Origin of the sequence: Butyrivibrio sp. AE2005 (assembly GCF_000686965.1) — a bacterium.
In the GTDB taxonomy this organism is placed as follows: domain Bacteria; phylum Bacillota; class Clostridia; order Lachnospirales; family Lachnospiraceae; genus Butyrivibrio; species Butyrivibrio hungatei_A.
This window is the reverse complement of record NZ_JMMD01000034.1, coordinates 1-24,105: the sequence shown is the minus strand read 5'-3', so window position 1 is coordinate 24,105 and position 24,105 is coordinate 1. Positions and strand designations below refer to the sequence as shown.

The following is a 24,105-nucleotide window of genomic DNA, read 5'->3' as shown; positions in this document are numbered from 1 at the left end:
TATTGATTTACACTTAAAATTGACCCGGGTTTAATACTTAAAACTGACCCACCCCAGATGGTGGATCGCGAGTATAAACCATTTCGATAATACACTGTGCCTTGAAAATTTAATACTTAGAATTGACCCACCTCTTTGAGGTTTTATAGAATTCTTTCCGTATGTAAAAACATATGGAAGGAGGAAAAGAGGTGAAAGATTTGGAAGACTGGGCGGCAGTACACAAGGTGTACAAACAGACAGGTTCCAAAAGAGCTACAGCAGATATCCTTGGGATAGCCAGAAATACGGTCAGACGTCTATTGGAAAAGACAGAACCTCCTGTCTATAACCGAACAGAATACAGCTCCAAGATTGATCCGTTCAAAGAACAGATCATCACCTGGAGATGTGACCCATTTAACTTCAATGGCACCAGGATATTCAGTGAATTACAGAAACGTGGCTACAAAGGCAGCATAGGACCGGTCTACTACTTTTTAAGAAGAGTGGATGAAGATGTCGGCGACAGTATCAGCAGCAAGGCAACGACAAGGCATGAGAGCCCTCCGGGTGACCAGGCTCAGTTTGATTGGAGTGAGTATCAGGTGCTTATAGCAGACAGATACATGACAGTATACTGCTTTTCCATGATACTAGCTGCATCAAGAAAGAAGGCGATATGTTTTTCTTTACGCGAAGATGCTGATGCTATTTACGAAGCTGTACAGGAATTGTTTGATGACCTGGGAGGAGTGACGCTGGAGCTTCTTATCGATAATCCCAAAGCGTTTGTTATAAAAAACAATCCAAAGTCAGAGGAAGAAATAAAGTACAATCCTCATGCATTAGCCATGGCTCTGCATCTCGGTGTTGAGCTAAACGCATGCCCATGCTACTGGCCACGTAAAAAAGGGAAAATCGAGAGGCCATTCAACTATATCGAAGAACAGTTCATAAAAGGCAACACTTTTGCAAGTATGGAGGATCTAAATTCCCGGGGAAAAGCTTTTATAAATGAGTGGTGCGATAAGAAACATTCCACCACCAAAAGAATTCCAAACCAGCATTACCTGCTGGAAGAAAAAGCGCTATTACAGCCGCTTCCTAAGGAACACTACTATGCAAACAGCAAGCTTAAGCGGAAAGTCAGTCCTGACAGTTATCTCAGTATTGACGGTAATAAATATAGTGTTCATGTCAGATATGTTGGAAAAACACTTTTCTACAGGCTGAATTATGGATTCAGGATCATGCTGTATGACTCGCAGGGACATTTCATAGAGCATCAGGAAATATCTTATGGCAAACATGAGATCCGCACTAATCCAGATCACTATGAGTCTATAGCAAAGAAGGTCTCAACTTCTGTTCCGCAGATAAGACGAGACTTCACTAACCGCTTCAGTAATGGTGCACGTTATCTTGAAGCAGCCGGTCGTAAGTTTGACCAGCCTACATTCCATGCCAGAAGAATAATGGAATTGCAAGATCTCTATGATGATGATACTCTGGACAGATTTATCGGTATAGCTGTTGATGAGGGAAAGATGGATATCAAGTCATTTAAGAAGATGCTCCGTGAGTACAACTCAGGAGAACGAAAAATCCCAAAGGATAACAATGCTGAATCCACAACCCTGATAATCGATGCAGCGCCTTCTTCTGAACTTACCAGAAACTGCAGCTACTATGAGAACTATGCGAAGGAGGTCCTGAATGCTTAATGACACAGAACACAAAAACGCATATATAGAAGCAAAGATGAAGCAGTTCAAGCTCGTAGATATGCGCACCCAATACAGAGACATCATCCAAGAAGCAGAACAGGAATCACTGGGATATATGGATTTTCTTTTAAGACTATTGGAACTTGAAGATAGTGGAAAGACAAGCCGTAGGACAGAGAAGCTTCTTGTTAAAGCCGGTTTTGATAGTGCATCTTCTCTTGAGGACATTGATTACAGTTTTAATCCGTCTCTTGATAAGGATAAGATTGATGAACTCGGAAGGCTTACATTCCTGGATAACCGTGAAAACATCATAATCATAGGACCACCCGGAGTTGGTAAGAGCATGATTGCTACAGGGATAGGTCGTAATGCCTGCAGAAAAGGAAGAAAAGTCCTTTTTGTTAATGCAAAAGAACTTGTCGACAGGCTTTATGACGAGATGCTTGCCGGGAATCTACAGCAGATGCTTGATAAACTGAACCGTATTGAACTTCTGATCATAGATGAACTTTCATACATAAAAATGGACAAAGAAAGAGAGAGCCTGTTTTTCCAGATCATTCGTCAACGATACGAAAAAAGCTCCCTCATTATCACCACTAATCTCCCAATGGGCAGATGGGATGAAGTATTTACCGGACAGCTTGCGGCAACTGCAATACTTGACCGCCTGCTGCATCACTGCCATGTGCTTAGTATAACGGGAGACAGTTACCGTGTCAAAGGGTCAAAAATAAGTGTTAAAAAACAGAAAGGTACAGAAAAATGAACTTAACAAGCGATAGGCAGCGATTCCTGCAGGATGAGCTGAATACATATGAAAAAACAACACGGATGAATGAAAATGAAAGAAACGCTCTTCATGAATGGGTTGCAGCTGGTAACAGTGTTCATGAGAATACATGTAATGCTGAAGATGGTCATGGAAACTACATTGATTTCCTTGACGTATACAGAGAAGAACAGGATATCCGTGATACTCTTAGCATACTGAGCGATGAGGATAAGGAAGAATATCTTGCCGAACTGAGAGGCGAAGACACTATTAAAAGCCTGAAAAAGCATCTAGACGAACTACTTTACAAAACAGATGTATATGAAAAGGTCCTCCAGAGACATAATCTCATTGAAGAGGCTGAAACTCTGATGGAAGAAGGTCGTGCTCTGTCCAGAGCGTTTGATGAATGGGCTGAAGCGGAAATGGGTAAGCTTCCGGAAGGAGAACTGTCATGGTTAAAATAAAAGATAAAAATCTCCCGGAACTTGCAGAAATATACAACAGTGGCGGAAAAGATGCTCTTTATCAAAAGCTCCGAGAGTCATTTGGAATAAAGTATCCGTGGTCAACTCTGGACAGGATGAAAAACATAGATTATCTGGGATATAACGAAGCTACAGACAGATTTTGTGCCGCACAATGTGAGAAAGCTGACGAAAGCCTATTTATGTCGATTGATGAGCTTTGTTCACCGGTAAAGCCACAGCATATATGCGAGGATAAAACAGAAAGGAACGCCCCTAAAGCAGAAGCAATGGAAAAGCTTGTTAAAGAGCTTATTGGGGACAGGCTTCTAGAACTTAGCAGATACGTTGTCATGGATACAATAAACAAGACAATGATCATAGACAAAACAGCACTTACCGATGCTGGATACACACTGGTAACTCATTAAAAGGTGGGTCAATTCACAGTGTAAAAATCGAGATTTATAAACAAAACTGACCCGCCTCCAAAATCACAATGACGGATCCAAGGGTGGGTCAGATTTAAGTATAAAAGTGGGTCAATTTTACTTGACAATCAACATTAGATTGTGGAAAAAGGCTCCTGCGGGTAGACCCAGTTACTATGACCGCTTTTATAAAGATGAAGATATTGATTATAGTTTACCTTCGGAAGAGTATTGTGAACTATACAACAAATATAAGACTAGAGAATTAATAAAAAAGGAGCAGAAATATAACGAGACGGTATCGCAGATTCCACGCGTATTTGCTACAAATTATAATGAGGATTTTACAGGAAAGCAGTATGAATCATTAAGTATAGAAGAGTGCGTTAATGATCATCTTGAGAGTAAACCTACTTACAGTTTTACTCAGCAACATAGAAAACATTGGCATAATATTATTGTGTTTAAGCAATACAAGTGCAAATGTATACTTTGCGGCAAAGAACAATTAGTTACATGTAATAGATTTGGAATTTATCCACCGACAGAGTATGGTTATCATGCATATTATGGTTATTGGAGTGATGTTTATTGTGACTGCCATCCTATTTCATCATTTCAATGGATTGTTACAAAGCTATTATTTGAAAATGATATACCATATGCAGTTGAATATTCATTTAATGACTTATATGGTAGTGGCGGTGTTAATCAGCTTAGATTTGACTTTGTAATTTTTAACAGAGACGGTTCTATAAAATGCTTAATTGAGTGCCAGGGGGAACAACATTTTAAACCAGTGGAGAAGTTCGGCGGAGAAGAACAATTCCAGATTCAGGTTAAGAACGATTTGCTGAAAAGACAATACGCTGAAGAACGTAATATTAAGCTTGTGGAGATATCATACAAGACAAAAAAAATTGAACAAGTTGAAGAAATATTAAGACAACAAGATATTATAGATTAAAAAATAGCATTCTCACTATGGTGGGGGTGCTAATTTTTGTTTAAAAATCGGAATAAATGCGGCTTCTTTTTGGCGGGTATCGTAATAACACACATTTATAAACATAAGTGCTATAATTATTGTGATTGAGGTTTTGCATAGTTTGCTTAATTATTTTTTGTGTGGTGTAGTAGCTAAAGATATGGGATTTTCATGGTTTTGGTTCGGAATAAAGATTTTTTGCAAGAACATGATAGCCGTGGTGAAGAAAAATGAGCAAAACAATAGATTATTATAACGAATTAGCTAATGATTATTATGCGTCAACAGTTGAAGCGGATATGAGTGCACAGTATTCCAAGTTCGAGAAGTATCTGGGAGAAGGTGCGCGAGTTTTGGACTGTGGTTGTGGTTCTGGAAGAGACAGCAAACATTTTATTGAACAAGGATTTGCTGTTGAAGCTATAGATGGATCGGCAAATCTTTGTAAATTAGCAAGTGAACTAACTGGTCTAGGTGTAAAGAATATACTATTTCAGGATATAGATTATGTAGGATGTTTTGATGGAATATGGGCTTGTGCGTCCTTGTTACATCTCTCGAAAGAAGAGTTGTTAGAAGTTCTTACAAAACTGAAACGAGCATTGGTTGATGGAGGTATACTTTATGTTTCCTTCAAATATGGCAATTTTGAGGGAGAACGCAATGGAAGATTTTTCATAGACCTAAATGAAGATTCGCTTAGTACGCTTATGGCTGAAATTGGAGGCTTTGAGATAAAAGAAAAGTATATTTCTAGTGATGTACGTTCAGGTAGAGATAATGAAAAGTGGTTGAACGTGATTCTGATTAAGCTTGAGAACGCTAGAGAAGAAACTAATACTGGCTTGGTAGAAGAAGGCAAAACTATTGATTGTGAAATTGTTGTAGATGATTCTGAGAGAAAAATCCTTAAAATTTACGATGGTATGAAGGATATTAATTATAATGGAATATTAGCCAATTTGGTGCAATTGATTGATATAGGAAAGGCTGTAGGAGAAGTAGAAAAGAAGATTGAATATGTAGTTCGTATTCCTGCAAAGTACAGAGAACAATTTGAGGCCGGAGAGGTTTTTATTAATAAGAATCTTAAATCAGGCGTAGAATGGCCAACGCTTATGAAAAGGACGGAAGATGGAAGAAAACGGTTTGTTGATAATCTCCCTATACAACAGAAAGAGTTTGTCCAAAATAATCCATTTCATGATATCTGTAAAGATTTTAATAATATCTACATTCAGCAACAATTACAATCAATTTCAGAATCATTAAAAGAAATAGAAGAAAAAGTTCAACTCGTCATAAAAGGCCAGCAAGATGATAGGGTGGCGCATATTGAAGCTGGACGTAAAGAAATAATGCTCGGATTATCATGCAATGATGAAAATGCAAAACAGATCCATATAGAGAATGGACGTAAATTGCTAATATTGGGATGGAGTCAGTTAGAAAAAGAGTTAGAAACAAGAGTTGCCGCATTTAAGCCCATTTCATCAAATAAAGCCCTGATATTGGCTAGGGAAGCATTTTCGATGACTGGAAGTTACTGTGATAAAAAAGATGATGAGTATGGTGAAATTGATAATTGCTATGAGCTTTATCACAGGGCTACATACATGCTTGCGATGTCGTGGGCTATTACAGGAGAACTTGATGCATTACAAAACACGTTCAATGAGAGTATTTCTTTTATGAAAAATTTGGATACAAGTTCCATAAAGACTATAGAACATATTCATGGTCGTTCAGATTTAAGTGAAGAGTTCTACAATTATGCTATTGAAGATTTAAAAAAAGAAATGAAAATTTGTTTAGAAGTAGCAGAAGATTATGATTATCTCGAAATTGAAGTGGTAGGAGATAAACTATTGGAGGTAATAAAAGATGGCAAAGCTAAACAAAAATGATCATTTAGAGCTAAAGATTGGAGGGAAAATATTAAAATTTGCCATGGTAGCAGGAATGGCTGTAGGCTCTTATTTTTTTGGTGGTAAGGTACTGCATAAAGACAACGATTACAAAGATAAAGATAATAACAAAGGAAATAAAGCATGATGACACTGAATAATGTGTATTGTTACCCTTATTAGCTTATTTTAGATATAGTACTTGTAGTTATTGTGCTAAAAAACTGGATAAAAAAGTAGTATAGATAGGAAAAAAGTAATGAAAACATATAATCATCATTTCTTTTGTACCATTTGCGGTAAGGAAGGTATTCCGGTTAATAGGCAAGAGTATCGTTTACGAGAACCAGGGCATCTTAAGAAGTTATATTGTCTTAACTGCAAAAGGGAAGTAAATCATGCCGAATGTATAGAAGGTAGCAAGTATGACCAGGCCATCTTTAGACTTGAGTTTGAATCGGGAAATTTTGACTCAGGAGGGATTAGGATTACTCCTCTGGAACAATGGATTAAAAGTTTGAATTCTAATGAAGTACCAGATGAATTAGAGCTTACTGTTGAGGAATGGCTTGAGTTTTTTGATAAAAAATGAGAACAATGGTATTTACGGATATATATTGTTCACTGTGCGAAGAATAATTTAAGTGATTCTTTGTCATTTTTTTTTGGAGGGATAATTATGGGATTATTTGGAAAGAAAAAGGATGAAAGAACAGAATTAAAGAGTAAAATCGAGAAACTGATGAGTGACTACGATAAAGAAAAAATTGACGGTCCGACATATTTTCAAAAGATGATGAATCTAAACGCGGATTATAACTCGAAAAAGAAGAAAAAATAGTAATAGCAACTAATAAAAGGCCTTGTGGTTTGGAATCATGAGGCTTTTTTCTATTTGTTTAATTTCAGAAATTATGTCTGGGAAATAAAATATGTCTTATTGTGAATTGTAAGCGCGCAATAATCCGGTGGGTTGTAAAATAACCACATCGTTATCGGGTACAAGGGCTTTTGCCCATAAAATATACCCCGAGTTCTTATGAACCCAGAGTACCTTGACAATTCACATATGATAAAGATTACATTGCATCAAAGATGGCATCTTGATGCTTCCTGAACAGCTCATCAAGAGATTTTTTGCATTCTGGATTCCATGGAGATAACTTTTCAAGCTCCTCGTCGCTCATCTGAGATGATGGACATTTGATCAACAGATACTTGAGATAGTAGTAAACATCTACTCCGCAAGCCTTGGCAGTTTCGACCATGGAATAAGTAAGTGCACTTGCATCAGCACCTTTAGTACTGTCGGAAAACAACCAGTTCTTTCGGCCTGTAACAAATGCTTTACAGCTTAAGTGACACCAAAATGTAGTTTATAGTTCAGATTCATTATGAAGGATTAACAGATGGTTTTATATCCGTCGAAATATTTTGCGCTTACGAAACATCAAAGGTGCCTGTCGAGTATGGCCTTGTAACCAGCGGAGCAAAAGGATTCTTTTCGCCGGATATGCATAAGATCTGCGTGCAGAGTGGTATGTCTGAAGTCCAGACTGTGAAGACAATCATTCATGAGATGGCTCATGCACTTCTTCATGACAAGACAGATAATCTGGACCTAGTACAGGATCCAAAAATCAAGAACACAAAGGAAGTGGAAGCTGAGTCTATTGCTTATGTTGTTTGCCAGCACTTTGGAATTGATACATCAGATTACTCTTTTGGCTACATCGCCGGATGGAGTTCCGGTAAGGAAAGCAAAGAGCTAAAAGCTTCAATGGATACCATCAGGGTCACCGCGTCAAAGATGATTGTTGAGCTTGAATCTGCTATGGAAAAACAGCAGGAAATTGAGAAAGCTGATGTGGCTGTGGAAGTAGCTGAGGGCGGAGGTCGTGCTGCCCGACTTTTTTATAGCTGATTTTTTCTTTGAGGTAAGGATGTTTATTGACCAACACGTTTGTTATAATGAAAATGGAGGGGCACAGCGGATGAAGTATATTAAAAAAAAGATATTTTGGAATAACATAGAGAATGAAAAGATAATTCACACTATTAGGTGGGATGAGACTGAAATGGAGTATTACGCCTTCATTAAGTCAAATATAGACGAGGGCTATCATCAGGTTGTAGTTAATTCAGAGATGATGCTAGGCTTGGTTTCGCTTTGCGCTAAAAAGTCAAATTGGAGCATAGCTCAGATTGAAATGATGGAAGAAGATGAGGAGATGAAACAAGAGTTAGCCAGTCTGATAGATGATACTCGGGATAATAAAGGGGCTTATTTGTCTCTTCTTGAAATATTAAAAACTTTGCTTGAAGATGACTCAATTGATATAAAGCGTATTTATATGCAAGCTAAATACGAAGAGCAATATGAAAATTTCTTTATCCAAGTTAATGGCTTAATTGGGATGTCCTCCGACGATGCTGATTGTGAAAAAGAAGTATTAAACTATATTAGGGAGTATATGAACGTATGATTAAAATTATACGAGTGGTACTTTCTCTTATAGGTGCCATAATAGCGTTGATAATAGCTCATCAATTTAATATCTTTGAACATATGGATTTTATACCGGGGGATAAGGCATATGATGTTTGCGTAACAGTGTATTTTACTATTGTTGAATCATTGATAAATATTATATGGGAAAGCATCACTGCTCAAATAAAGGAAAAACAAACGGAAGTGAAAGTTGTATTATTTAATGATAAAAATAATGTATCTCCTGGATGTAATCCGATAGTAAGATTCAATGATATGGATGTTGCAAAAGTATTTGCTCGAGTTTATATTTCTGGGAATGTAAAGAATTTGAATGACAAAAAAGTCATGATATATGCAATGAGCCAAATGGATTATCAAATTGGAAATAAAGGATCTGCATTGTCACTTGATAAGGATGGGAATATAGCTATAGATTTAAAGAAAATGTGTGGCAATCAGGATAAAGTCCAGCTAAGTGAGGACTTTTCATTTATGTTGCAACGATCTGTAAGAGGAGAGAACACAACAGTAATATGTCCGGAATTACAAAAAGGATCATTTGTGAAATATATTTGCAATAATGCCACGATAATGATGGGAGGTAAGATATGAGTGCAACAACAAGATGGAAAGACATCCAGATAGAGAACATCGAGGCGGCTTGTGATAAGATGTTGTCAAGCATACCGGATGATGACAGAACGAATTCAATTTTTTGGAGAAATATTTCTTGCAGAAAAGTCTTTGAGGATATGCAGATGATGAAATTTAATGGTCGAGATATAAAATTTCAGGCTTTTCATTATCGATACGATCAGGTGTCTGTACAGGACAATCCTGATGATGATAGGTCAATGTTAAAAAATGGTATGATTGTCATCTATCAGAATGGCGGTACTGTGTATTATATTGTTGATCAAAATACACATGCGAAGAAGTTGTTGCGGAAATTGTTAGGATATACTGGAAGAAACGAACTAGAAAAGAACTGTTTTGATTTACCAGATGATTTTTTCGTTTGGTTAGTTAATCAAGTATATAATTCTAATGTTACCATACTTAATACGTCTGCTGATGATGAAAAGGTACTTACGCTTGAGGAAATAAAAGGTATACGTGGCGATACAGAAGATTTGCAAACGAGTGTCTCGGCAAGTGGCGAATCTGTAATGAATGTAATAAGTACGTTGTCATTCTTGTTAGAGAGTAGAAGGCTTAACCAAGTTATTCTTACACTGAAGTATACAGGTCACAGCTGTATTTGCATGAAGGTTCAAAAGAGTACAATAGAGGCAGGAAGACCATACCAAGGAGAGTTTGATCAAGATGGGAGCGAGGCATTATTTGCTAAGCTTTATTTGCTAATGTATATTGAGGTCATTCCATTGTTGGAGCTTGAATACCGCGCAGCAAAAGAGGAATATTGGAATGAAGAAGCTTACATAGAATTCTTAGAGGGACTCAAAACTGATATTCTTGGAAAAATTGAGGAAAAAATAAAATATCTGAAAAGTAATACCGTGTAATATTTAAGGGGGGACAATTATGAGTGCCTCCCTTTTTGATTTTGTATCCAACGGACTTTAACTTTTAATAGATAAAAAGAATATTATTGAAAGTAGCAGCAACAGTGCTGGCTCTTCTGCTGACTATTACAGTACTACTGCAAGAATTGATCCAGCAGTCACTCAATAAGATCAGCGAACAGGAAAAGAAATTGAAACAAACCGACAAGACTAAGTAAAAGAAAGTGAGGACAAGCATATGTTCTTTGGAAAAAGAGATAAAGACGTAAGATTAACAGATAAGCAGTACAAGAATCTTACAAGCAGTATGAGCAAAAAAGAGCGAAGAGAATTTGAACGTCGCCAGGACGAGCTCAGAAGGGAAAGGGAAGAAGACAAGCTCGATGCATGGTTAGATTTTGAAGATGAGATGGACGAGAATTAGGATAAGAATCAGATTATTTAGTTCTAATATAAAAATGTGATGAACACTCCATAAAAGTTCAGTAAGAACAAGCTGTTATACATTGAAAGTGTTCGCATGAACGACTAAAATATAATTGTCGTTTTATTCGCTTTTGGAGGACTTTTATGGAGTACTTAACATCAGCAGAATGTGCAGAAAAATGGGGCATCTCACAACGAAGAGTAGCTATTTATTGCAAACAAGGACGAATAGAAGGGGCAGTGATACGAGGGAAAATGTGGCTTATACCTGAAAAGGCAAAGAAACCAGAAGATCCTCGCCGTCTTCGGAATAAAGGACAATAGGGCAAGTATCATCGTTGGTCTAATTTCATGTTGTAATGAAGTCTTCATTTATTACAAGGAGGTTTATTGTGGCATTTGATTTTGGAAGAGCTAATGATCAACAGAAAAAAGCAATCGTTACCACAACAGGACCAGTTCTTATTACTGCAGGCCCCGGCACTGGAAAAACATTTACTCTTGTCCAGAGAGCAATTTATTTAATTCAGGAATGTGGTGTTCTTCCTGAAGAGATTTTTATTGCCACATTTACAGAGAAAGCTGCAAAAGAATTAGTGACAAGAATAACAAATGAACTTGCAGCGAAAGATATCAGTGTAAATGTAAATGAAATGTATGTGGGCACATTTCACTCGCTTTGCTTGCGAATAATAAAAGAGCATTTGGAATACTCTCGTTTAAAGAAAAACTATAGAATGTTGGATTCGTTTGATCAGCAATATATGGTTTTTCAGAATTTATTCCGTTTTAGAAATATACCAAACTTGGATGGTGTAATTAACGCTAAAGGTTGGAAGCTGGCGGGCGAGATATGCAATTATGCCAATAATCTTTCAGAGGAATTAGTGAGCCCGGATGCATTGCGAGAAGATAGGGATGGGTTTGTTGTTGCTCTTGGCAATATGCTTTCTGAGTATCAGAGCCTTCTTGAAGAAGGTAACCTTATCGATTTTTCTACGATACAAACAGAGTGCTTCCGTATATTAAAAGAAAATCCAGGTATTCTTGGAGAGCTTCAAGAAAAAATAAAGTATGTCATGGTTGATGAATACCAGGACACAAACTATATCCAGGAGCAGATTATATTTTTGCTTGCAGAAAAGCATAATAATATATGTGTTGTTGGTGACGATGACCAGGGCCTTTATCGTTTCAGAGGAGCGACCATAAGAAATATTCTTGAGTTTCCATTTAAGTTTGAAAAAGACCAATGTAAAGTTATTTCTCTGACAGAGAATTATAGATCAGATAGTGATATCGTCGATTTTTATAACAAGTGGATGCTGACTACAAGTGGATCTAAATTTAAATTTGATTGGGATAAGTTCAGGTATGAAAAAAAAATAGTCCCTCATGAACAATCAAAAATAAAGAGTCCATGTGTAGTTAAGCTTGCAAGTAAAGATGATCCTGATGAGTGGCATCAAAATATTTTGGAATTCATAACTAACCTTAAGCAGTCTGGGAAACTAACAGATTATAATCAGCTCGCTTTCTTATTTAATTCTGTAAAGCATCCTAGAGTAACTGCTTTATCTGAGTTTTTGGAACAGAATGGTATAAATGTTTACTCTCCACGTTCAGACATGTTTTTTAAGCGTGAGGAAATAATGCTTGTACTTGGATGTCTTATGTTGATGTTCCCAAGGTATGTCCAGGGGTTGGAAAAAATGGAATATCAGTATTTGCAACCTGAGCATTATGCATATTATAGACAATGTATACTTGCTGCAAATGAGCTTTTAAGGAAAGAAGAGAATAAGGAACTTCGCACGTTCATTAAAGGAAGAGGCAAAGAGCATTTTTCAATAAATGATACGCTGGATTATTCTTATACAGGATTGATATATATGCTTTTTGCATATCAACCTTTTAGTAGTTTGTTGGATGTTGATATGAGTTCAGGTGTTGTAGATGTACGACCATCAAGAAACTTGGCTCAGATAACTCAGATACTTGGTAAGTTTGAGTATCTTCATAGAATAAATGTCTTGGATGGACGTGTTTATAAGAATGAAAGAAGGATTGACGCTAATACCAATACTCTCTTCAATCTATACATGCGGCTGTTATTAGATGGTGGAATCAGTGAGTATGAAGATGATTCTGAATATGCTCCAAGTGGATGTGTTTCTTTCTTGACCATCCATCAGTCAAAGGGAATGGAGTTCCCGATAGTTTTTGTGGATTCACTTGGAAACGTTCCAAGGAAGTCGTACAAAGAATTGATGAGTGCGGTAGAAGATAAATACTTCCACCGTCCGGCATATGAACCATATGATCAGATGAAATTCTTTGATTTTTGGAGATTGTACTTTACAGCGTTTTCAAGAGCACAAGATTTATTGATACTTACATGCGATGAAAATAGTAAGACTCCTAGCAACTATTTCAAAGATTTATATATGGAATTACTGGATGTAAAAAGTCCGGAATTTGATATTGATGAGTTTAAGTTCAATACAGTGAAAAATGTAAACATAAAAGATACTTTTTCGTTTACGTCACATATTTCAGTATATGAGACTTGTGCGCTTCAATATAAGTTCTATAAGGAACTGGAATTCTTGCCAGTAAGAGGGAGCGCTCAGGTATTTGGTACTTTAGTACATGAAACAATTGAGGATGTTAATAAAGCGGCATTGAGAAATGAGGAGCACCTCATTACTAAAGAAAACATAGAAAACTGGTTTGAAACAAATTACACATCATTGATAAAGAGTCAGCATTCATATCTGGCTAAACCACAGTTGGATGCAGCATTGAATCAAGTACTTAGGTATGTTAATAGGCAGAATGGTAATTGGAGTCAGATAAAACAAGCGGAAGTTGATGTAAGTTTAGTTCAGCCAGAATACATTATCGAAGGTAAGATTGATTTGATAAAAGGCGAGGAAGACACAGTTGAGCTTGTCGATTTTAAGTCAGAACGCAAACCGGATATGGAAAAAATGCGTGATCGTATTGAGCAATATAGAAGGCAGCTTCATATTTATGCCTACTTGATAGAACAGAGAACAGGACAAAAAGTGAGCAAGATGCACTTGTATTATACAGGAGAGGAAAACAGTAATCCGATGATTTCTTTTCCTTATACAAAGAGTGCTATAGAAGGAACCGTATCTGCATTTGATGATACTGTTCATAAGATTATGAAAAAAGATTTTAAGCATGGATGCAATAATCCTACAACATGTAAGAACTGTGACTTTAGACATTATTGCGGAAATAAATAGGAGTAACCATGGAAGAAAAAAATGAAAATCAATTATCAGTGTTCGAATTTGAAAAGAGAACAACAATAAAAGGTTTTCCTGAGCTTAGATGGACAGGAAAGAGACCATACAGATCAACGCAGTATTACCCCGCGCAATTAAAAGAAGTATATGGTGAATCGGTTAATAACTGGATTAATAAGATATTATGGGGAGATAACCTTCAAGTAATGAGCCATCTTTTAAAAGAGTATAGAGGCAAGGTTGATCTCATTTATATTGACCCACCATTTGATAGCAAAGCTGATTATAAGAAGAGGATAGAAATAAAGGGTAAGGGGAAAGCAGAGGGGGACACCTCGTCATTTGAAGAAAAACAATATGGAGATATATGGACAAATGATGAGTATCTTCAATTTATGTATGAAAGAATTATATTGTGTAGAGAATTACTATCGTTAAATGGAGTTTTTGTACTTCATTGCGATTGGCATAAATGTAGCTATCTAAAATGTATTGCGGATGAGGTGTTTGGACAAGATGCTTTTTTGAACGAGATAGTATGGTACTACTACAACAAAATGCAGGGCAATGTGAATCGATTTGCATCCAATCATGACAACTTGTTGGTTTATGCAAAGGGAACCCAGTATACATTTAATAAACAATCAGAACCTAGAGAAAAGCCAATAAAGCAAATCAAGAGAGTATGGGATTCAGCTACACAAAAATTAGTCAATGCAAAAGATGAAAATGGTAAGGTCATCTATATTGAATCTACTGAGAAAACTGTTGACGATGTCTGGAGATTGTCAATGTTACAACCTGCAGACAAGAAAGAACCTGTAGGATATCCTACACAAAAACCAGAGACAGTTATTTCAAGAATAGTTTCTGCTTTTACTAACCCTGGAGATTTAGTTTTTGATTGTTTTATGGGGTCTGGTACAACTCAAACAGTTGCAATGAAACTTGGAAGACGTTTCATTGGAGCTGATATTAACATGGGGGCAATACAAACGACAACAAAGAGATTGTTATCAACTGTAGAAGAGTTAAAAAAATGTGAGGGGACATTCTATACAGGGTTTGAAGTCTACAATGTAAATAATTATGACTTCTTTAGGAATCCGCTTGAAGCAAAAGAATTATTGATGTCTGCGTTAGAAATTCAACCATTTTCACAAAGTGATGTGTGGGATGGTGAGTTAGACGGCCGAATGGTTAAGATTATGCCTGTAAATCATATCGCCACAAAAGCAGACTTAGAGGAACTAAAATCAAATCTTCCTTACAAAACATACGAGAAGAGACGTGAAGAAAATCCTAATAAGCCTGTAGAAAGTATAATTATAGTTTGCATGGGACATGAGCCAGATTTAAAAGCATCTTTGGAGCAGGAATTATCTGATTATAAGTTTGATATTGAGATACTTGATATTTTACGCGATAAATCGGATCTTCAGCTAAAGAGAGAAGCCGAGGCAGAGGTTGTTCGTGAAGGGTCAAAACTTGTGATTAGATCATTTTATCCTATGAATTTATTACAGAAGCTATCACTTCAGAAAGAAAGTGTAGATGAGTGGAGACAGCTTGTAGAATCTATAATGATAGATTGGAATTATGATGGTGTGGTAATGCAGCCTACAGTAACAGATGTTCCAGATAAGAAAGAATTGGTTAAAGGAATATATGATATTCCGGAGGATGCAGGAACTATAAAGGTTAAGATTACAGATTTGCTTTCCGAGTCTCTAGAAGTGGAGGTATAAACATGGCAAAGAAGACTACAGCGTTTGTCGAAGATTTTGCCTTTTACGAGCAGCTTTGGTATTACTATGAAACTAACAGGGGCAAAATTAGATCAAGATATAATGATCTTACAAAGAAGTTTCTTGCTTACAACGATAAAAATGAGAATCCTGATGCTTTTTTAAGACAACCTCAGTTTGAAGCATTAGAAATGTATGTGTTTATCAAAGAGTTTATTGATAATGAGCATATGTATGTAATGTTTGATAAATGGCGTAAACATGAGGATTATTTTTCTGATGCTTCATACTATTCTATTCATAAAGATGGACAGGCATCGATTTATGATTTGGGTGATGAACAGAATGAAACCATCTTTAAGCAGATGAAGAAATATAGAGAGTCATATCCGAACTATATTTATGCTTTAACCATGGGACTTGGCAAGACAATTCTAATGGCAACATGCATTTTCTATGAGTTCCTTTTGGCAAAGAAATATCCTAAGGATAAGAGATTCTGTCACAATGCGCTTGTTTTTGCACCTGACAAAACGGTACTAGAATCACTTAGAGAGATAATGACGTTTGATAAGACAAAGGTTGTACCGCCTGAGTATGCAAGTGTACTTGATCAGAATATAAAATTCCATTTTCTTGTAGACAGTGGAGTTACGTTGCATACAATTGATGATTCGGATTTCAACATTGTTATTTCTAATAATCAGAAAATAATTGTAAAGAAAAAAAGAAAAGCTGACACTCCTACAGATCTCTTATTCGGTTCAGGATCATTACTGTCAGACCTATATGGTGATGACGAGGATAGTGATGTTTGGGATGATAACTCACTGATGGATAACCAGCGCTTTAGAAAGTTATGTAGATTGCCACAGCTTGGGGTTTATGTTGATGAAGCTCATCATCTGTTCGGCGCAAACTTGGAAAAGGAATTGCGTTCCGGAGGAGCAAATAAGACTACACTAAGAAATACTATCAATATGTTGGCAGAAAGCACCTCTATTGTTGCCTGCTATAACTACACAGGAACACCATATGTTAATAAGCAGGTTTTACCAGAAGTTGTTTATGCATATGGACTCAATGAATCTATCAGAAATGGCTTTCTTAAAGATGCCGATCCTATTGGCTTTGAGAATGTAAAAAACGAAGAATTCTTAAAGAATGCTATAGGAATGTTCTGGGAAAGATATGGCAATAAAACTTATGAAGGTCTGCCTCCAAAACTTGCTATTTTCGCAGCAAATGTTAAAGAGGCTACAGATGTTGTAAGACCTTGCGTAGAGAAGATTCTCAGCGAATTAAATGTTCCGTTATCAACAATCTTGGTCAATACTGGTGATTCAACAGTTACCAAAGACGAGGATATACGTAACTTTAATAATCTTGATGTGCGTGGAACTGAAGGAAGTAAAAAGCAATTTATTATATTGGTTGAGAAAGGTCGTGAGGGATGGAATTGCCGCTCTTTATTGGGTATAGCATTATTTAGAAGTCCCAGCTCTAAGATTTTTGTGCTTCAGGCGACTATGAGGTGTCTGAGAAAACTTACTGATGAACAGCTTAAAGCAACTGTATTTCTATCTAAAGAAAACATGGACACTTTGGAAGATGAGCTTAAAAAGAATTACAACATGGAAATCAGTGATTTTGGCAAGACCTCAAATTCAGAGAAGCACAAATATAAAGTAAAAGTCATGCCACCAGAAAGAAAAATACGCATGAAGAGGGTTTGGCATGAATATTCACTTGTTGATAAAGGCTACACCAAGCCAGTAGAATTCAAGATTGCAGATATAGACATGTCAAAATACGAGTCTGTAATGTACGAAAAGGAAAGTCTTAGACTTAATATGGCAACTAAGGAAAAGAAGATTGATACATCGGATAGTCAAGTTAAGTTCAGTGAACTGACACTTGTAGGTGAGATTGCCAGATATCTTAACATTTCATGCTTGCTTATCTCAAAAATATTACGAGAGTCTGTTGATGGAACTGATCAGGTTATAACTGCGGTCAATGAGCATAATGAAATACTATATGATGTTGTGATACCAACAATCTTTCATGCGCTATATGAAGTTAAGGGTACACAAAAGAGTGAGGATGTAGATGTAGTTCTACTCAGAGAACCTAAAGAGGCAGGATACTATGAATTCTCAGCAAAAGAGGAATTGGTGGTATCTAAGGAGAATAATTCGTTTACATCTGAGGAAATAAAAAAATCATTCCACGCAGATACTTATTGCTTTGATTCAAAACCTGAATTAGAGTGCTTCAAGCAATATATATCTAACAATAAGGTTAAAGAAATATATTTTACGGGAATGTTTACAGCCAATCAAGGTGATTTGTCTGTTCATTATTATGATCCGGAATCAAAGAGGGTACGTCAATATTATCCTGATTTCCTGGCTTTGATGGATGATGGTTCTTATCAGCTCATTGAGGTTAAAGGAGATAACATGATTGATAATGCAGTTGTCTTAGCGAAGAAAGATGCTGCTGAAGAAATGTCAATTGCAAGTGGTATGAGGTATCTTATGTATGCTGGTAGTATTTTGATGAAGCAGAACGTCCTAGAGGACCCCAATTTCTGTCAGACATATTTTGTTTAGACAAAAGATGGTAATGAATTGGAAGTGGAAGCATTTAGCAGTCGGACATGAGGCGTATATGGAAAGCACTTTTTTGATGTGGCCAGGGGGTAAGAAGTGGTTTGTAAGACATCAAAGTGATCGGCTACCTAAGGAATATAAGAAGTACATAGATCCTTTCCTGGGAGGAGGGTCTGTGTACTTCTACCTGGAACCAAAGGAAGCAATACTTAGTGATGTTAACAGTGAACTGATTACAACTTATAAGGCCATAAAAACAGATTGGAAGAAATTAAATAAGATTCTAAAGGTTCATTCAAGAAAGCATAATGATGCATATTATTATGAGGTGCGCGGACAGAAGCCTAGAGAAACCTGTCATGTAGCAGCGAGGATGATTTACCTTAACAGGACTTGTTTCAATGGAATCTATCGAGTAAATAATAGTGGTGTGTTCAATGTGCCGCGAGGCTCGAAGAATAACGTATTTACAGGGTTAGAACATTTTGAGGAACGATCAGAATTGTTAAAGAAGGCAGAGCTGTACTGTTGTGATTTCGAGGAAACAATAGATGTAGCAATGGAGGAAGATTTTCTTTTTTGTGATCCACCTTATGCAATCAAAGAAGAGCAGAGTTTTGTCAGGTATGCAAAGAATCTTTTTGACTGGGACGATCAAGTGAGGCTGGCCAACGCTTTGGAGAGGGCTAAGGAACGAGGGGTAAAGATCCTTATGACCAACGTTAATCACAAGTCGGTTAGGGAATTATATGAAAACAAAGAAGGCTTTGTGCTAGAAGAGGTATCAAGATATAGCAGTATTTCAGGAAAAAAAGAAGGAAGAAAACAGTATTCAGAGTTAATAGTGAGTGCGAACTTATAGGAGGGTAACTATGGCAAGCATTGTTGAGATGGTTGATAATTCCAGTATCCAGAATAATCCTATCAGGAAGGTGAAAGAATTCATCGACAAGCAGAATCAGTATAAGAGTATTGGGGATGTTGAGCATTGGAGGTTTGTTGGTTATGTACTCGATATTAGCTATGAGAGTGCGCAGATAATTACCAATGATACATATAAGATTGCTGTAGGAGGAATTCCTCGTGGATCCTTCTTGATACTTGTGCCAGCCAATTTTGATAAGGTACAGCCACATTTTACGCTTCTTAGAGTTAAAGAGATATGCGCAACCCCACTTTCACAGCAAGTTCAGCAGACATATTTTGAGATGCATAAGAGATCCATGCCAGAGTTAGATATTTGGACCCAAGCAGATCTTCAGTGGGGATCACTGCGCTGCGATACACTTGGTATGTTCTATGCAGATCCAAACAATGTGAACAAACTTGCATTTTCTGGTGATGTTAATAACGTTGTTAGTGCTCACCGCTACGAAGTATATGCACCAGATGAAGAACTATTGAATCTTATAGTTAACGGTACTGTTAAAAATGAGCTCCAGGAAGAAATTGGACATCTTCGTACTATGGAGTGTATGTTTGGCGTGAACCGTCAAGAAAGCGGAAATATCCCTGTTAAGATTTCTATGCGAGATTTTATGGGATGTAGAACAGCTATGTTTGGTAAGACCAGGCTTGGTAAGTCAAACGTAGTTAAGCTTATTGCACAAGGCATGTTAGATGCTACAAAAGAAACGAAAAATGTAGGCCAATTGATTTTCGATATAAATGGAGAATATGCTAACGACAGTGATCAGGATAATGTTTCTTTGCGTTCTGCTAATCCTGAGCGCTGCGAAGTCTATGCGCTTACTCAGCGCCCGAACACTCCGTCAAAACAGTTAAAATTGAATTTTTATGAAAATGCAAGCTCTTGTAAAGATATTTTGGGAACTTTGCTAAGCAATGCTGGAAGGAGTGCAATTTATGTTACTTCATTTGCAAGCGTTGTATTGCCTACACCGGAAGAAATGGATGAGATGGATATGCGAGAAAAAATCCATGCTATTCGTAGAATCCAGATTTATTGGGCAATTTTAAGAGAAGCCGGATTTGCAGCAGATGAAGGTAAGCTAAGAACTCTTCGTTTTATGAATACCAATAATGTTAAAGCGTTAGATCCACATTTTAGTGATGAGATAAGGAAAAAGGTTTATGGATCTAGTGTGCCTGATAGAGTACCTTCTCTTGAAGGAATGGTAGATGAATTTAGAGAATTCATGAGATGTTATCGTGATAATAATGAAGATCAGAAAGCTGCTTTTGGCAAAGAGGTTTTTGAAAAGGATGACATTTTATTACTTGAATTCCTGTTCCCTAAGTCCGGAAGAGGTCCAGCTATGCTTTCACAGTTTAAAATGTATCATTCAGAAAAAGCAGGTGATTTTGTAAAGGATATAATTGCATCTCTCAATGATGGTAAGACAGTAATTTTGGATCTTGGTAATGCTAATGACAGCATAAGACAGTATTTCTCAGATCTTCTGTCCATGGCTGTGTTTAGAGAGCAAGAGACAAAGTTTGTTAGCAACGGTTTAGGCGATAATTATATTGAACTGTATTTTGAAGAAGCACATAACCTATTCCCGCCACATGCAAAGGATAATAAAGATGTTTATTCCAGGTTCGCCAAAGAGGGTGCTAAATTCCATATTGGAATGGTTTATTCTACACAGTCACCTTCTACAATAAGCCAAGAGCTGCTGGTCCAGACAGAGAATTTTTTCGTTGGACATCTTGCTTCTACTAGCGAAACAAGTGCTTTGACAAAAACACAAATAGCCTTTGATGGAGTAGAAGAGGATATTCTGAGAGCAAAGACACCTGGATATATGAGAATGCTTACCATGTCTAATCGATTTATCATACCTGTTCAGGCTAAGCTTTATAGTCCTAAGAGAGGAGAATAACACATGGCATATTCTTCTGGAGGAAGGTTACCTTTTGAGTCTGCATCCAAGCTTGGACATCTGAATGTTATTGAAAGTGAATGGGTCCAGTCTCTCTTAAAGGACTTCGAAACTAATGATGTTGATAATGCAGATAACTATGAAAATGATATATGGGAGAGTTTTGATCCAAGTAGCGTGCAGTCGTTAAATCATATTTGGGCAGCTGATGGTTCTTATGTTTCTGTTGAAGAAAACCATAAAGAGCTGGCTTTTGTTAAGACTGCTCTGATGACAGTAGAGCAAGGAAAGATAGCGGCTATAGATAAGGAATATCCTCATCCGCTTAAACTTCAGGAAATCATGAAGGATAGTGCGCTATTTCATGCTACTGTATTTCCTCTTAGAAATCTAAAAAGTGATAAAGGTAATATTTATGATACTGTTCGTCATGTCATTTACGATTCTATGAGAACTGATGAGAATGGTCAGTATTTTGAAACGCTAAAATGGCTTGCTTACAAGAAGTGGGATGGACAGAAAAACAATTCTCTTAGCTTCGAGTGCCCACATTGCTCAAAGGTTATTGAAACCGGAATTCCTTATGATCAAGATACTGGAATTTGCCCACATTGCCATAAAGAAGTACTATTAACCGACATGATTGGCTTTCACCTTGATATGAATGAAGAAAATGCATCTGACTCAGTGGCATCACATTACATGCTTATTATGGAAATGCTGATGTTATTTACTGTTATTAGGCTTCAGTGGGCAAACAAAGATACTACCCTTATAAGTGATACGCTGTTCATAAAAGATGGTCCAATGACTTTGAATGGACAGTACTCCAAGCTTGTACCCAACATAAGAGAGTTTCTTAATTTTGCGAAGAATAAGGAAAGACCTATTCATATAATTGGTAGTGAAAAATCGGGCTCTTTCTTTGAGTATCTTTCCCTGTCATCAAGGTTTGTAAAGCCTGATCCAGGAATCATCAAATATGCAGTGCTCAATCATGATTATATTAGACGAGTTATTCAAAGAGCACCGGATAGAGGCAATCCCTATGGCCTTAGGACAAACTGGGGGGAGAAAGTATTTGTTTATCTGGATGAGAATACCCATATGGTTCTTAACATGACTACGGGCGGCTATGATAGATCTGACGCATACCCTAAAAGCTCTGATATTATTGGATTGCAACGAATTCTCGCCACTCTTCCAGCATTAGTAAGTAGAAAATATGAAGGAGCGTTATACCCAATTGAGCTCGTTAATGGTATTGCGTCCATGTCTAATTACCCTTCAGCAAAGATTCTACAGGATTTTGTAAGGGATGCTGTCCATTGATCGCTTTACTGAGTGATTGCTTACTCTGGAATTTTTCTATATTTTGTAAAATTACTTTGGATGGTGACTTGCTTCTGGCATAAGGGGAGAGTTTTGCATGAAGATAGAATTAAGAGATTTCTATTATGAATTCTGCAATCATTATGATCAACTGGTAAAGGCGTTATATGAAGTTAATGCTGATGGAGCTATACAGGTTGGGATAAAACTTGATGTAGATTTGGATTTGATCACATTGTTGCAGATGGACTTTCAGTTATTGAAAGAACTTCAATTAAAGCATATCGATGCATCTAGTAAATACATACAACTAAAAGGCGGGGAGGATTTAGATCATTTAAGAATTATTGATTTTAATTTCTTGCATCATACAGTTTCTCCGGGAGGATCTCTTTACAACATGGCTGCTTATGATGTTGATGAAGAAACAAAGTATTTATATGATAGTAAGTATTCTGCAGATCTAAGATCTGATAATTATGGAGATTGTATGGGGGCGGCGTTTAACGAAGCTATAAATGAATTTTACAATTTGCATAATATTTTTGAGTATGATGCAGATAAAATTATATCTGAAATGAAAAAGACAGCTTCAGCATTGGAAGAAATGATTTTAGAATCTGGAGACGTTGTTAATAAGCATGTAAATGAACAGTGGCTTGATGAAAGTGCTCAAAGTAAGTTGAGTAATGAAGAGGCTGTTGAAACAACAATCGATAATAACGTAGAAAATCATCAGGAAAGTTCAGAGATAATAAATGCTTTAACTGACGTATATCATCCAGCTAAAACTGTTAAAGAACTATACAAAAGGATGGATATTTTTTATAAGCTTATTGTTAATGGAATCTATGATGAGCCTGAGAATCAGGAATTGGTTGTATATGAGCCTAATGTGGAGGAGGTGTATTTTAGAAAATTTCAAAAAGATTTTCTGAGTTTTAGTAAGCTTTATAAAGGTGTTATTAAGAAATATGAAAATACATCAGTTGATGAGCTACAGGGAAACTATAAAAAACTGTATCAAATGATGCAGGAAATAGATCTAGAGTATATGGACAAGCTCATCTCTGAAGGTGGAGTATTTAACGAATATATATCTTTTGACATGAGTTCTTATAGAGATGATGTATTTTATAATCAATTGGCTCCAAATCTGTTAGATCCTGATGTTGGTGAAAAAATGGGAATTGCATCTTCAGGTGCGATGGATCGTCGAGTGGAGATTCGAGATGCTTTTTGTTATGAGGAACCAGTTTTTATGCGGCATTTTGAGAAATTAGTAAATGTTTTAGAATTTGCTTCGAGTATTACATAAAGAATGAACATGAGGCTTTGCAGAATTATGTATTTGCAAAATCTAACGGGACTTATATTGAAGGCTATATAAGTGATTGGGAGTCTGTTGAAAAGAATGTGAAGTGGTTAGGTAATAAATATGGACAATAAGAAATTAGAGCGTTGGGCTCAGCAATTGCTTGATACAGGCAAGCGTAATAATATGATCAATTTCAGAACCACCAAAGCATCTACTGCTGAGGTGGTTTATCC

Annotated in this window: 22 protein-coding genes; 21 read left to right on the top strand and 1 reads right to left on the bottom strand. The window is 36.7% G+C overall.

What is annotated here, in order from left to right; genetic code table 11:
• Positions 1 to 191 precede the first annotated feature (191 nt).
• The 9 genes from istA to DL92_RS21140 all read left to right on the top strand — a co-directional run bounded on the left by istA (position 192) and on the right by DL92_RS21140 (position 7,121).
• Positions 192 to 1,706, top strand: coding sequence for an IS21 family transposase (gene istA, locus DL92_RS0114305; protein ID WP_197027266.1), 1,515 nt, complete (start codon positions 192 to 194; stop codon positions 1,704 to 1,706).
• The gene (istB, locus tag DL92_RS19500) at positions 1,699 to 2,481 is read left to right on the top strand and encodes an IS21-like element helper ATPase IstB (protein WP_051625359.1); all 783 of its coding nucleotides are present in this window, start codon (positions 1,699 to 1,701) and stop codon (positions 2,479 to 2,481) included. The genes istA and istB overlap by 8 nt, the downstream gene beginning before the upstream one ends.
• The gene (locus tag DL92_RS0114295; protein ID WP_026668054.1) at positions 2,478 to 2,954 is read left to right on the top strand and encodes a hypothetical protein; all 477 of its coding nucleotides are present in this window, start codon (positions 2,478 to 2,480) and stop codon (positions 2,952 to 2,954) included. The genes istB and DL92_RS0114295 overlap by 4 nt, the downstream gene beginning before the upstream one ends.
• Positions 2,942 to 3,385 (top strand): hypothetical protein, encoded by a 444-nt coding sequence (locus DL92_RS0114290; protein ID WP_026668053.1) that lies wholly within the window; start codon positions 2,942 to 2,944, stop codon positions 3,383 to 3,385. The genes DL92_RS0114295 and DL92_RS0114290 overlap by 13 nt, the downstream gene beginning before the upstream one ends.
• 121 nt (positions 3,386 to 3,506) lie before the next feature.
• Positions 3,507 to 4,352, top strand: coding sequence for a hypothetical protein (locus DL92_RS20445; RefSeq protein ID WP_051625366.1), 846 nt, complete (start codon positions 3,507 to 3,509; stop codon positions 4,350 to 4,352).
• Positions 4,353 to 4,603: 251 nt separating this feature from the next.
• On the top strand, positions 4,604 to 6,280 hold the full coding sequence (locus DL92_RS21770) for a class I SAM-dependent methyltransferase (protein ID WP_081816920.1): 1,677 nt from the start codon (positions 4,604 to 4,606) through the stop codon (positions 6,278 to 6,280).
• Complete coding sequence (locus tag DL92_RS21145; RefSeq protein ID WP_155841185.1) at positions 6,258 to 6,428, top strand: hypothetical protein; 171 nt, start codon at positions 6,258 to 6,260, stop codon at positions 6,426 to 6,428. Before DL92_RS21770 ends, DL92_RS21145 begins: the two co-directional genes overlap by 23 nt.
• 111 nt (positions 6,429 to 6,539) lie before the next feature.
• Positions 6,540 to 6,872, top strand: a complete 333-nt coding sequence (locus tag DL92_RS19480; RefSeq protein WP_034469326.1) for a hypothetical protein — start codon at positions 6,540 to 6,542, stop codon at positions 6,870 to 6,872.
• Between the two features lie 87 nt (positions 6,873 to 6,959).
• On the top strand, positions 6,960 to 7,121 hold the full coding sequence (locus DL92_RS21140) for a hypothetical protein (protein ID WP_155841183.1): 162 nt from the start codon (positions 6,960 to 6,962) through the stop codon (positions 7,119 to 7,121).
• A gap of 238 nt (positions 7,122 to 7,359) precedes the next feature.
• On the opposite strand, the gene DL92_RS19475 is transcribed toward DL92_RS21140, so the two are convergent.
• Positions 7,360 to 7,599, bottom strand: a complete 240-nt coding sequence (locus tag DL92_RS19475; protein ID WP_081816919.1) for a transposase domain-containing protein — start codon at positions 7,597 to 7,599, stop codon at positions 7,360 to 7,362.
• Between the two features lie 137 nt (positions 7,600 to 7,736).
• Between DL92_RS19475 and DL92_RS0114250 the strand changes: the two genes are divergently transcribed.
• The 12 genes from DL92_RS0114250 to DL92_RS0114190 all read left to right on the top strand — a co-directional run bounded on the left by DL92_RS0114250 (position 7,737) and on the right by DL92_RS0114190 (position 23,872).
• Positions 7,737 to 8,204 carry an ImmA/IrrE family metallo-endopeptidase gene (locus tag DL92_RS0114250; protein WP_026668110.1) on the top strand — a complete coding sequence of 156 codons (468 nt, stop codon included), beginning with the start codon at positions 7,737 to 7,739 and terminating at the stop codon, positions 8,202 to 8,204.
• A 70-nt stretch (positions 8,205 to 8,274) separates the two neighbouring features.
• Positions 8,275 to 8,766: a hypothetical protein gene (locus DL92_RS0114245; protein ID WP_155841179.1), complete on the top strand. Its 492-nt coding sequence runs from the start codon at positions 8,275 to 8,277 to the stop codon at positions 8,764 to 8,766.
• Positions 8,763 to 9,386, top strand: a complete 624-nt coding sequence (locus DL92_RS0114240; protein ID WP_026668108.1) for a hypothetical protein — start codon at positions 8,763 to 8,765, stop codon at positions 9,384 to 9,386. The genes DL92_RS0114245 and DL92_RS0114240 overlap by 4 nt, the downstream gene beginning before the upstream one ends.
• A complete protein-coding gene (locus tag DL92_RS0114235) occupies positions 9,383 to 10,300 on the top strand; it encodes a hypothetical protein (protein WP_026668107.1) in 918 nt (305 codons plus the stop codon). The genes DL92_RS0114240 and DL92_RS0114235 overlap by 4 nt, the downstream gene beginning before the upstream one ends.
• A gap of 238 nt (positions 10,301 to 10,538) precedes the next feature.
• Positions 10,539 to 10,724, top strand: coding sequence for a hypothetical protein (locus DL92_RS0114230; RefSeq protein ID WP_026668106.1), 186 nt, complete (start codon positions 10,539 to 10,541; stop codon positions 10,722 to 10,724).
• Positions 10,725 to 11,118: 394 nt separating this feature from the next.
• Complete coding sequence (locus tag DL92_RS0114220; protein WP_026668104.1) at positions 11,119 to 14,004, top strand: ATP-dependent helicase; 2,886 nt, start codon at positions 11,119 to 11,121, stop codon at positions 14,002 to 14,004.
• Between the two features lie 8 nt (positions 14,005 to 14,012).
• Positions 14,013 to 15,755: a site-specific DNA-methyltransferase gene (locus DL92_RS0114215; RefSeq protein ID WP_026668103.1), complete on the top strand. Its 1,743-nt coding sequence runs from the start codon at positions 14,013 to 14,015 to the stop codon at positions 15,753 to 15,755.
• Positions 15,756 to 15,757: 2 nt separating this feature from the next.
• Positions 15,758 to 18,373 (top strand): DEAD/DEAH box helicase, encoded by a 2,616-nt coding sequence (locus tag DL92_RS0114210; RefSeq protein WP_026668102.1) that lies wholly within the window; start codon positions 15,758 to 15,760, stop codon positions 18,371 to 18,373.
• 58 nt (positions 18,374 to 18,431) lie between these two features.
• Positions 18,432 to 19,235 (top strand): DNA adenine methylase, encoded by an 804-nt coding sequence (locus tag DL92_RS0114205; protein ID WP_026668101.1) that lies wholly within the window; start codon positions 18,432 to 18,434, stop codon positions 19,233 to 19,235.
• Positions 19,236 to 19,245: 10 nt separating this feature from the next.
• Positions 19,246 to 21,222, top strand: coding sequence for an ATP-binding protein (locus DL92_RS0114200; protein WP_026668100.1), 1,977 nt, complete (start codon positions 19,246 to 19,248; stop codon positions 21,220 to 21,222).
• Positions 21,223 to 21,225: 3 nt separating this feature from the next.
• Positions 21,226 to 22,554, top strand: a complete 1,329-nt coding sequence (locus tag DL92_RS0114195; RefSeq protein ID WP_026668099.1) for a hypothetical protein — start codon at positions 21,226 to 21,228, stop codon at positions 22,552 to 22,554.
• A gap of 97 nt (positions 22,555 to 22,651) precedes the next feature.
• Positions 22,652 to 23,872, top strand: coding sequence for a hypothetical protein (locus DL92_RS0114190; RefSeq protein WP_026668098.1), 1,221 nt, complete (start codon positions 22,652 to 22,654; stop codon positions 23,870 to 23,872).
• Positions 23,873 to 24,105: the final 233 nt, after the last annotated feature.

What these genes read in the sequence shown, in the direction of transcription:
- istB (WP_051625359.1), top strand. Translation starts at nt 1,699, where the DNA reads ATGCTTAATGACACAGAACACAAAAACGCATATATAGAAGCAAAGATG.
- DL92_RS0114295 (WP_026668054.1), top strand. Translation starts at nt 2,478, where the DNA reads ATGAACTTAACAAGCGATAGGCAGCGATTCCTGCAGGATGAGCTGAAT.
- DL92_RS0114290 (WP_026668053.1), top strand. Translation starts at nt 2,942, where the DNA reads ATGGTTAAAATAAAAGATAAAAATCTCCCGGAACTTGCAGAAATATAC.
- DL92_RS21770 (WP_081816920.1), top strand. Translation starts at nt 4,604, where the DNA reads ATGAGCAAAACAATAGATTATTATAACGAATTAGCTAATGATTATTAT.
- DL92_RS21145 (WP_155841185.1), top strand. Translation starts at nt 6,258, where the DNA reads ATGGCAAAGCTAAACAAAAATGATCATTTAGAGCTAAAGATTGGAGGG.
- DL92_RS19480 (WP_034469326.1), top strand. Translation starts at nt 6,540, where the DNA reads ATGAAAACATATAATCATCATTTCTTTTGTACCATTTGCGGTAAGGAA.
- DL92_RS21140 (WP_155841183.1), top strand. Translation starts at nt 6,960, where the DNA reads ATGGGATTATTTGGAAAGAAAAAGGATGAAAGAACAGAATTAAAGAGT.
- DL92_RS0114245 (WP_155841179.1), top strand. Translation starts at nt 8,275, where the DNA reads ATGAAGTATATTAAAAAAAAGATATTTTGGAATAACATAGAGAATGAA.
- DL92_RS0114240 (WP_026668108.1), top strand. Translation starts at nt 8,763, where the DNA reads ATGATTAAAATTATACGAGTGGTACTTTCTCTTATAGGTGCCATAATA.
- DL92_RS0114235 (WP_026668107.1), top strand. Translation starts at nt 9,383, where the DNA reads ATGAGTGCAACAACAAGATGGAAAGACATCCAGATAGAGAACATCGAG.
- DL92_RS0114230 (WP_026668106.1), top strand. Translation starts at nt 10,539, where the DNA reads ATGTTCTTTGGAAAAAGAGATAAAGACGTAAGATTAACAGATAAGCAG.
- DL92_RS0114215 (WP_026668103.1), top strand. Translation starts at nt 14,013, where the DNA reads ATGGAAGAAAAAAATGAAAATCAATTATCAGTGTTCGAATTTGAAAAG.
- DL92_RS0114210 (WP_026668102.1), top strand. Translation starts at nt 15,758, where the DNA reads ATGGCAAAGAAGACTACAGCGTTTGTCGAAGATTTTGCCTTTTACGAG.
- DL92_RS0114205 (WP_026668101.1), top strand. Translation starts at nt 18,432, where the DNA reads ATGGAAAGCACTTTTTTGATGTGGCCAGGGGGTAAGAAGTGGTTTGTA.
- DL92_RS0114200 (WP_026668100.1), top strand. Translation starts at nt 19,246, where the DNA reads ATGGCAAGCATTGTTGAGATGGTTGATAATTCCAGTATCCAGAATAAT.
- DL92_RS0114195 (WP_026668099.1), top strand. Translation starts at nt 21,226, where the DNA reads ATGGCATATTCTTCTGGAGGAAGGTTACCTTTTGAGTCTGCATCCAAG.
- DL92_RS0114190 (WP_026668098.1), top strand. Translation starts at nt 22,652, where the DNA reads ATGAAGATAGAATTAAGAGATTTCTATTATGAATTCTGCAATCATTAT.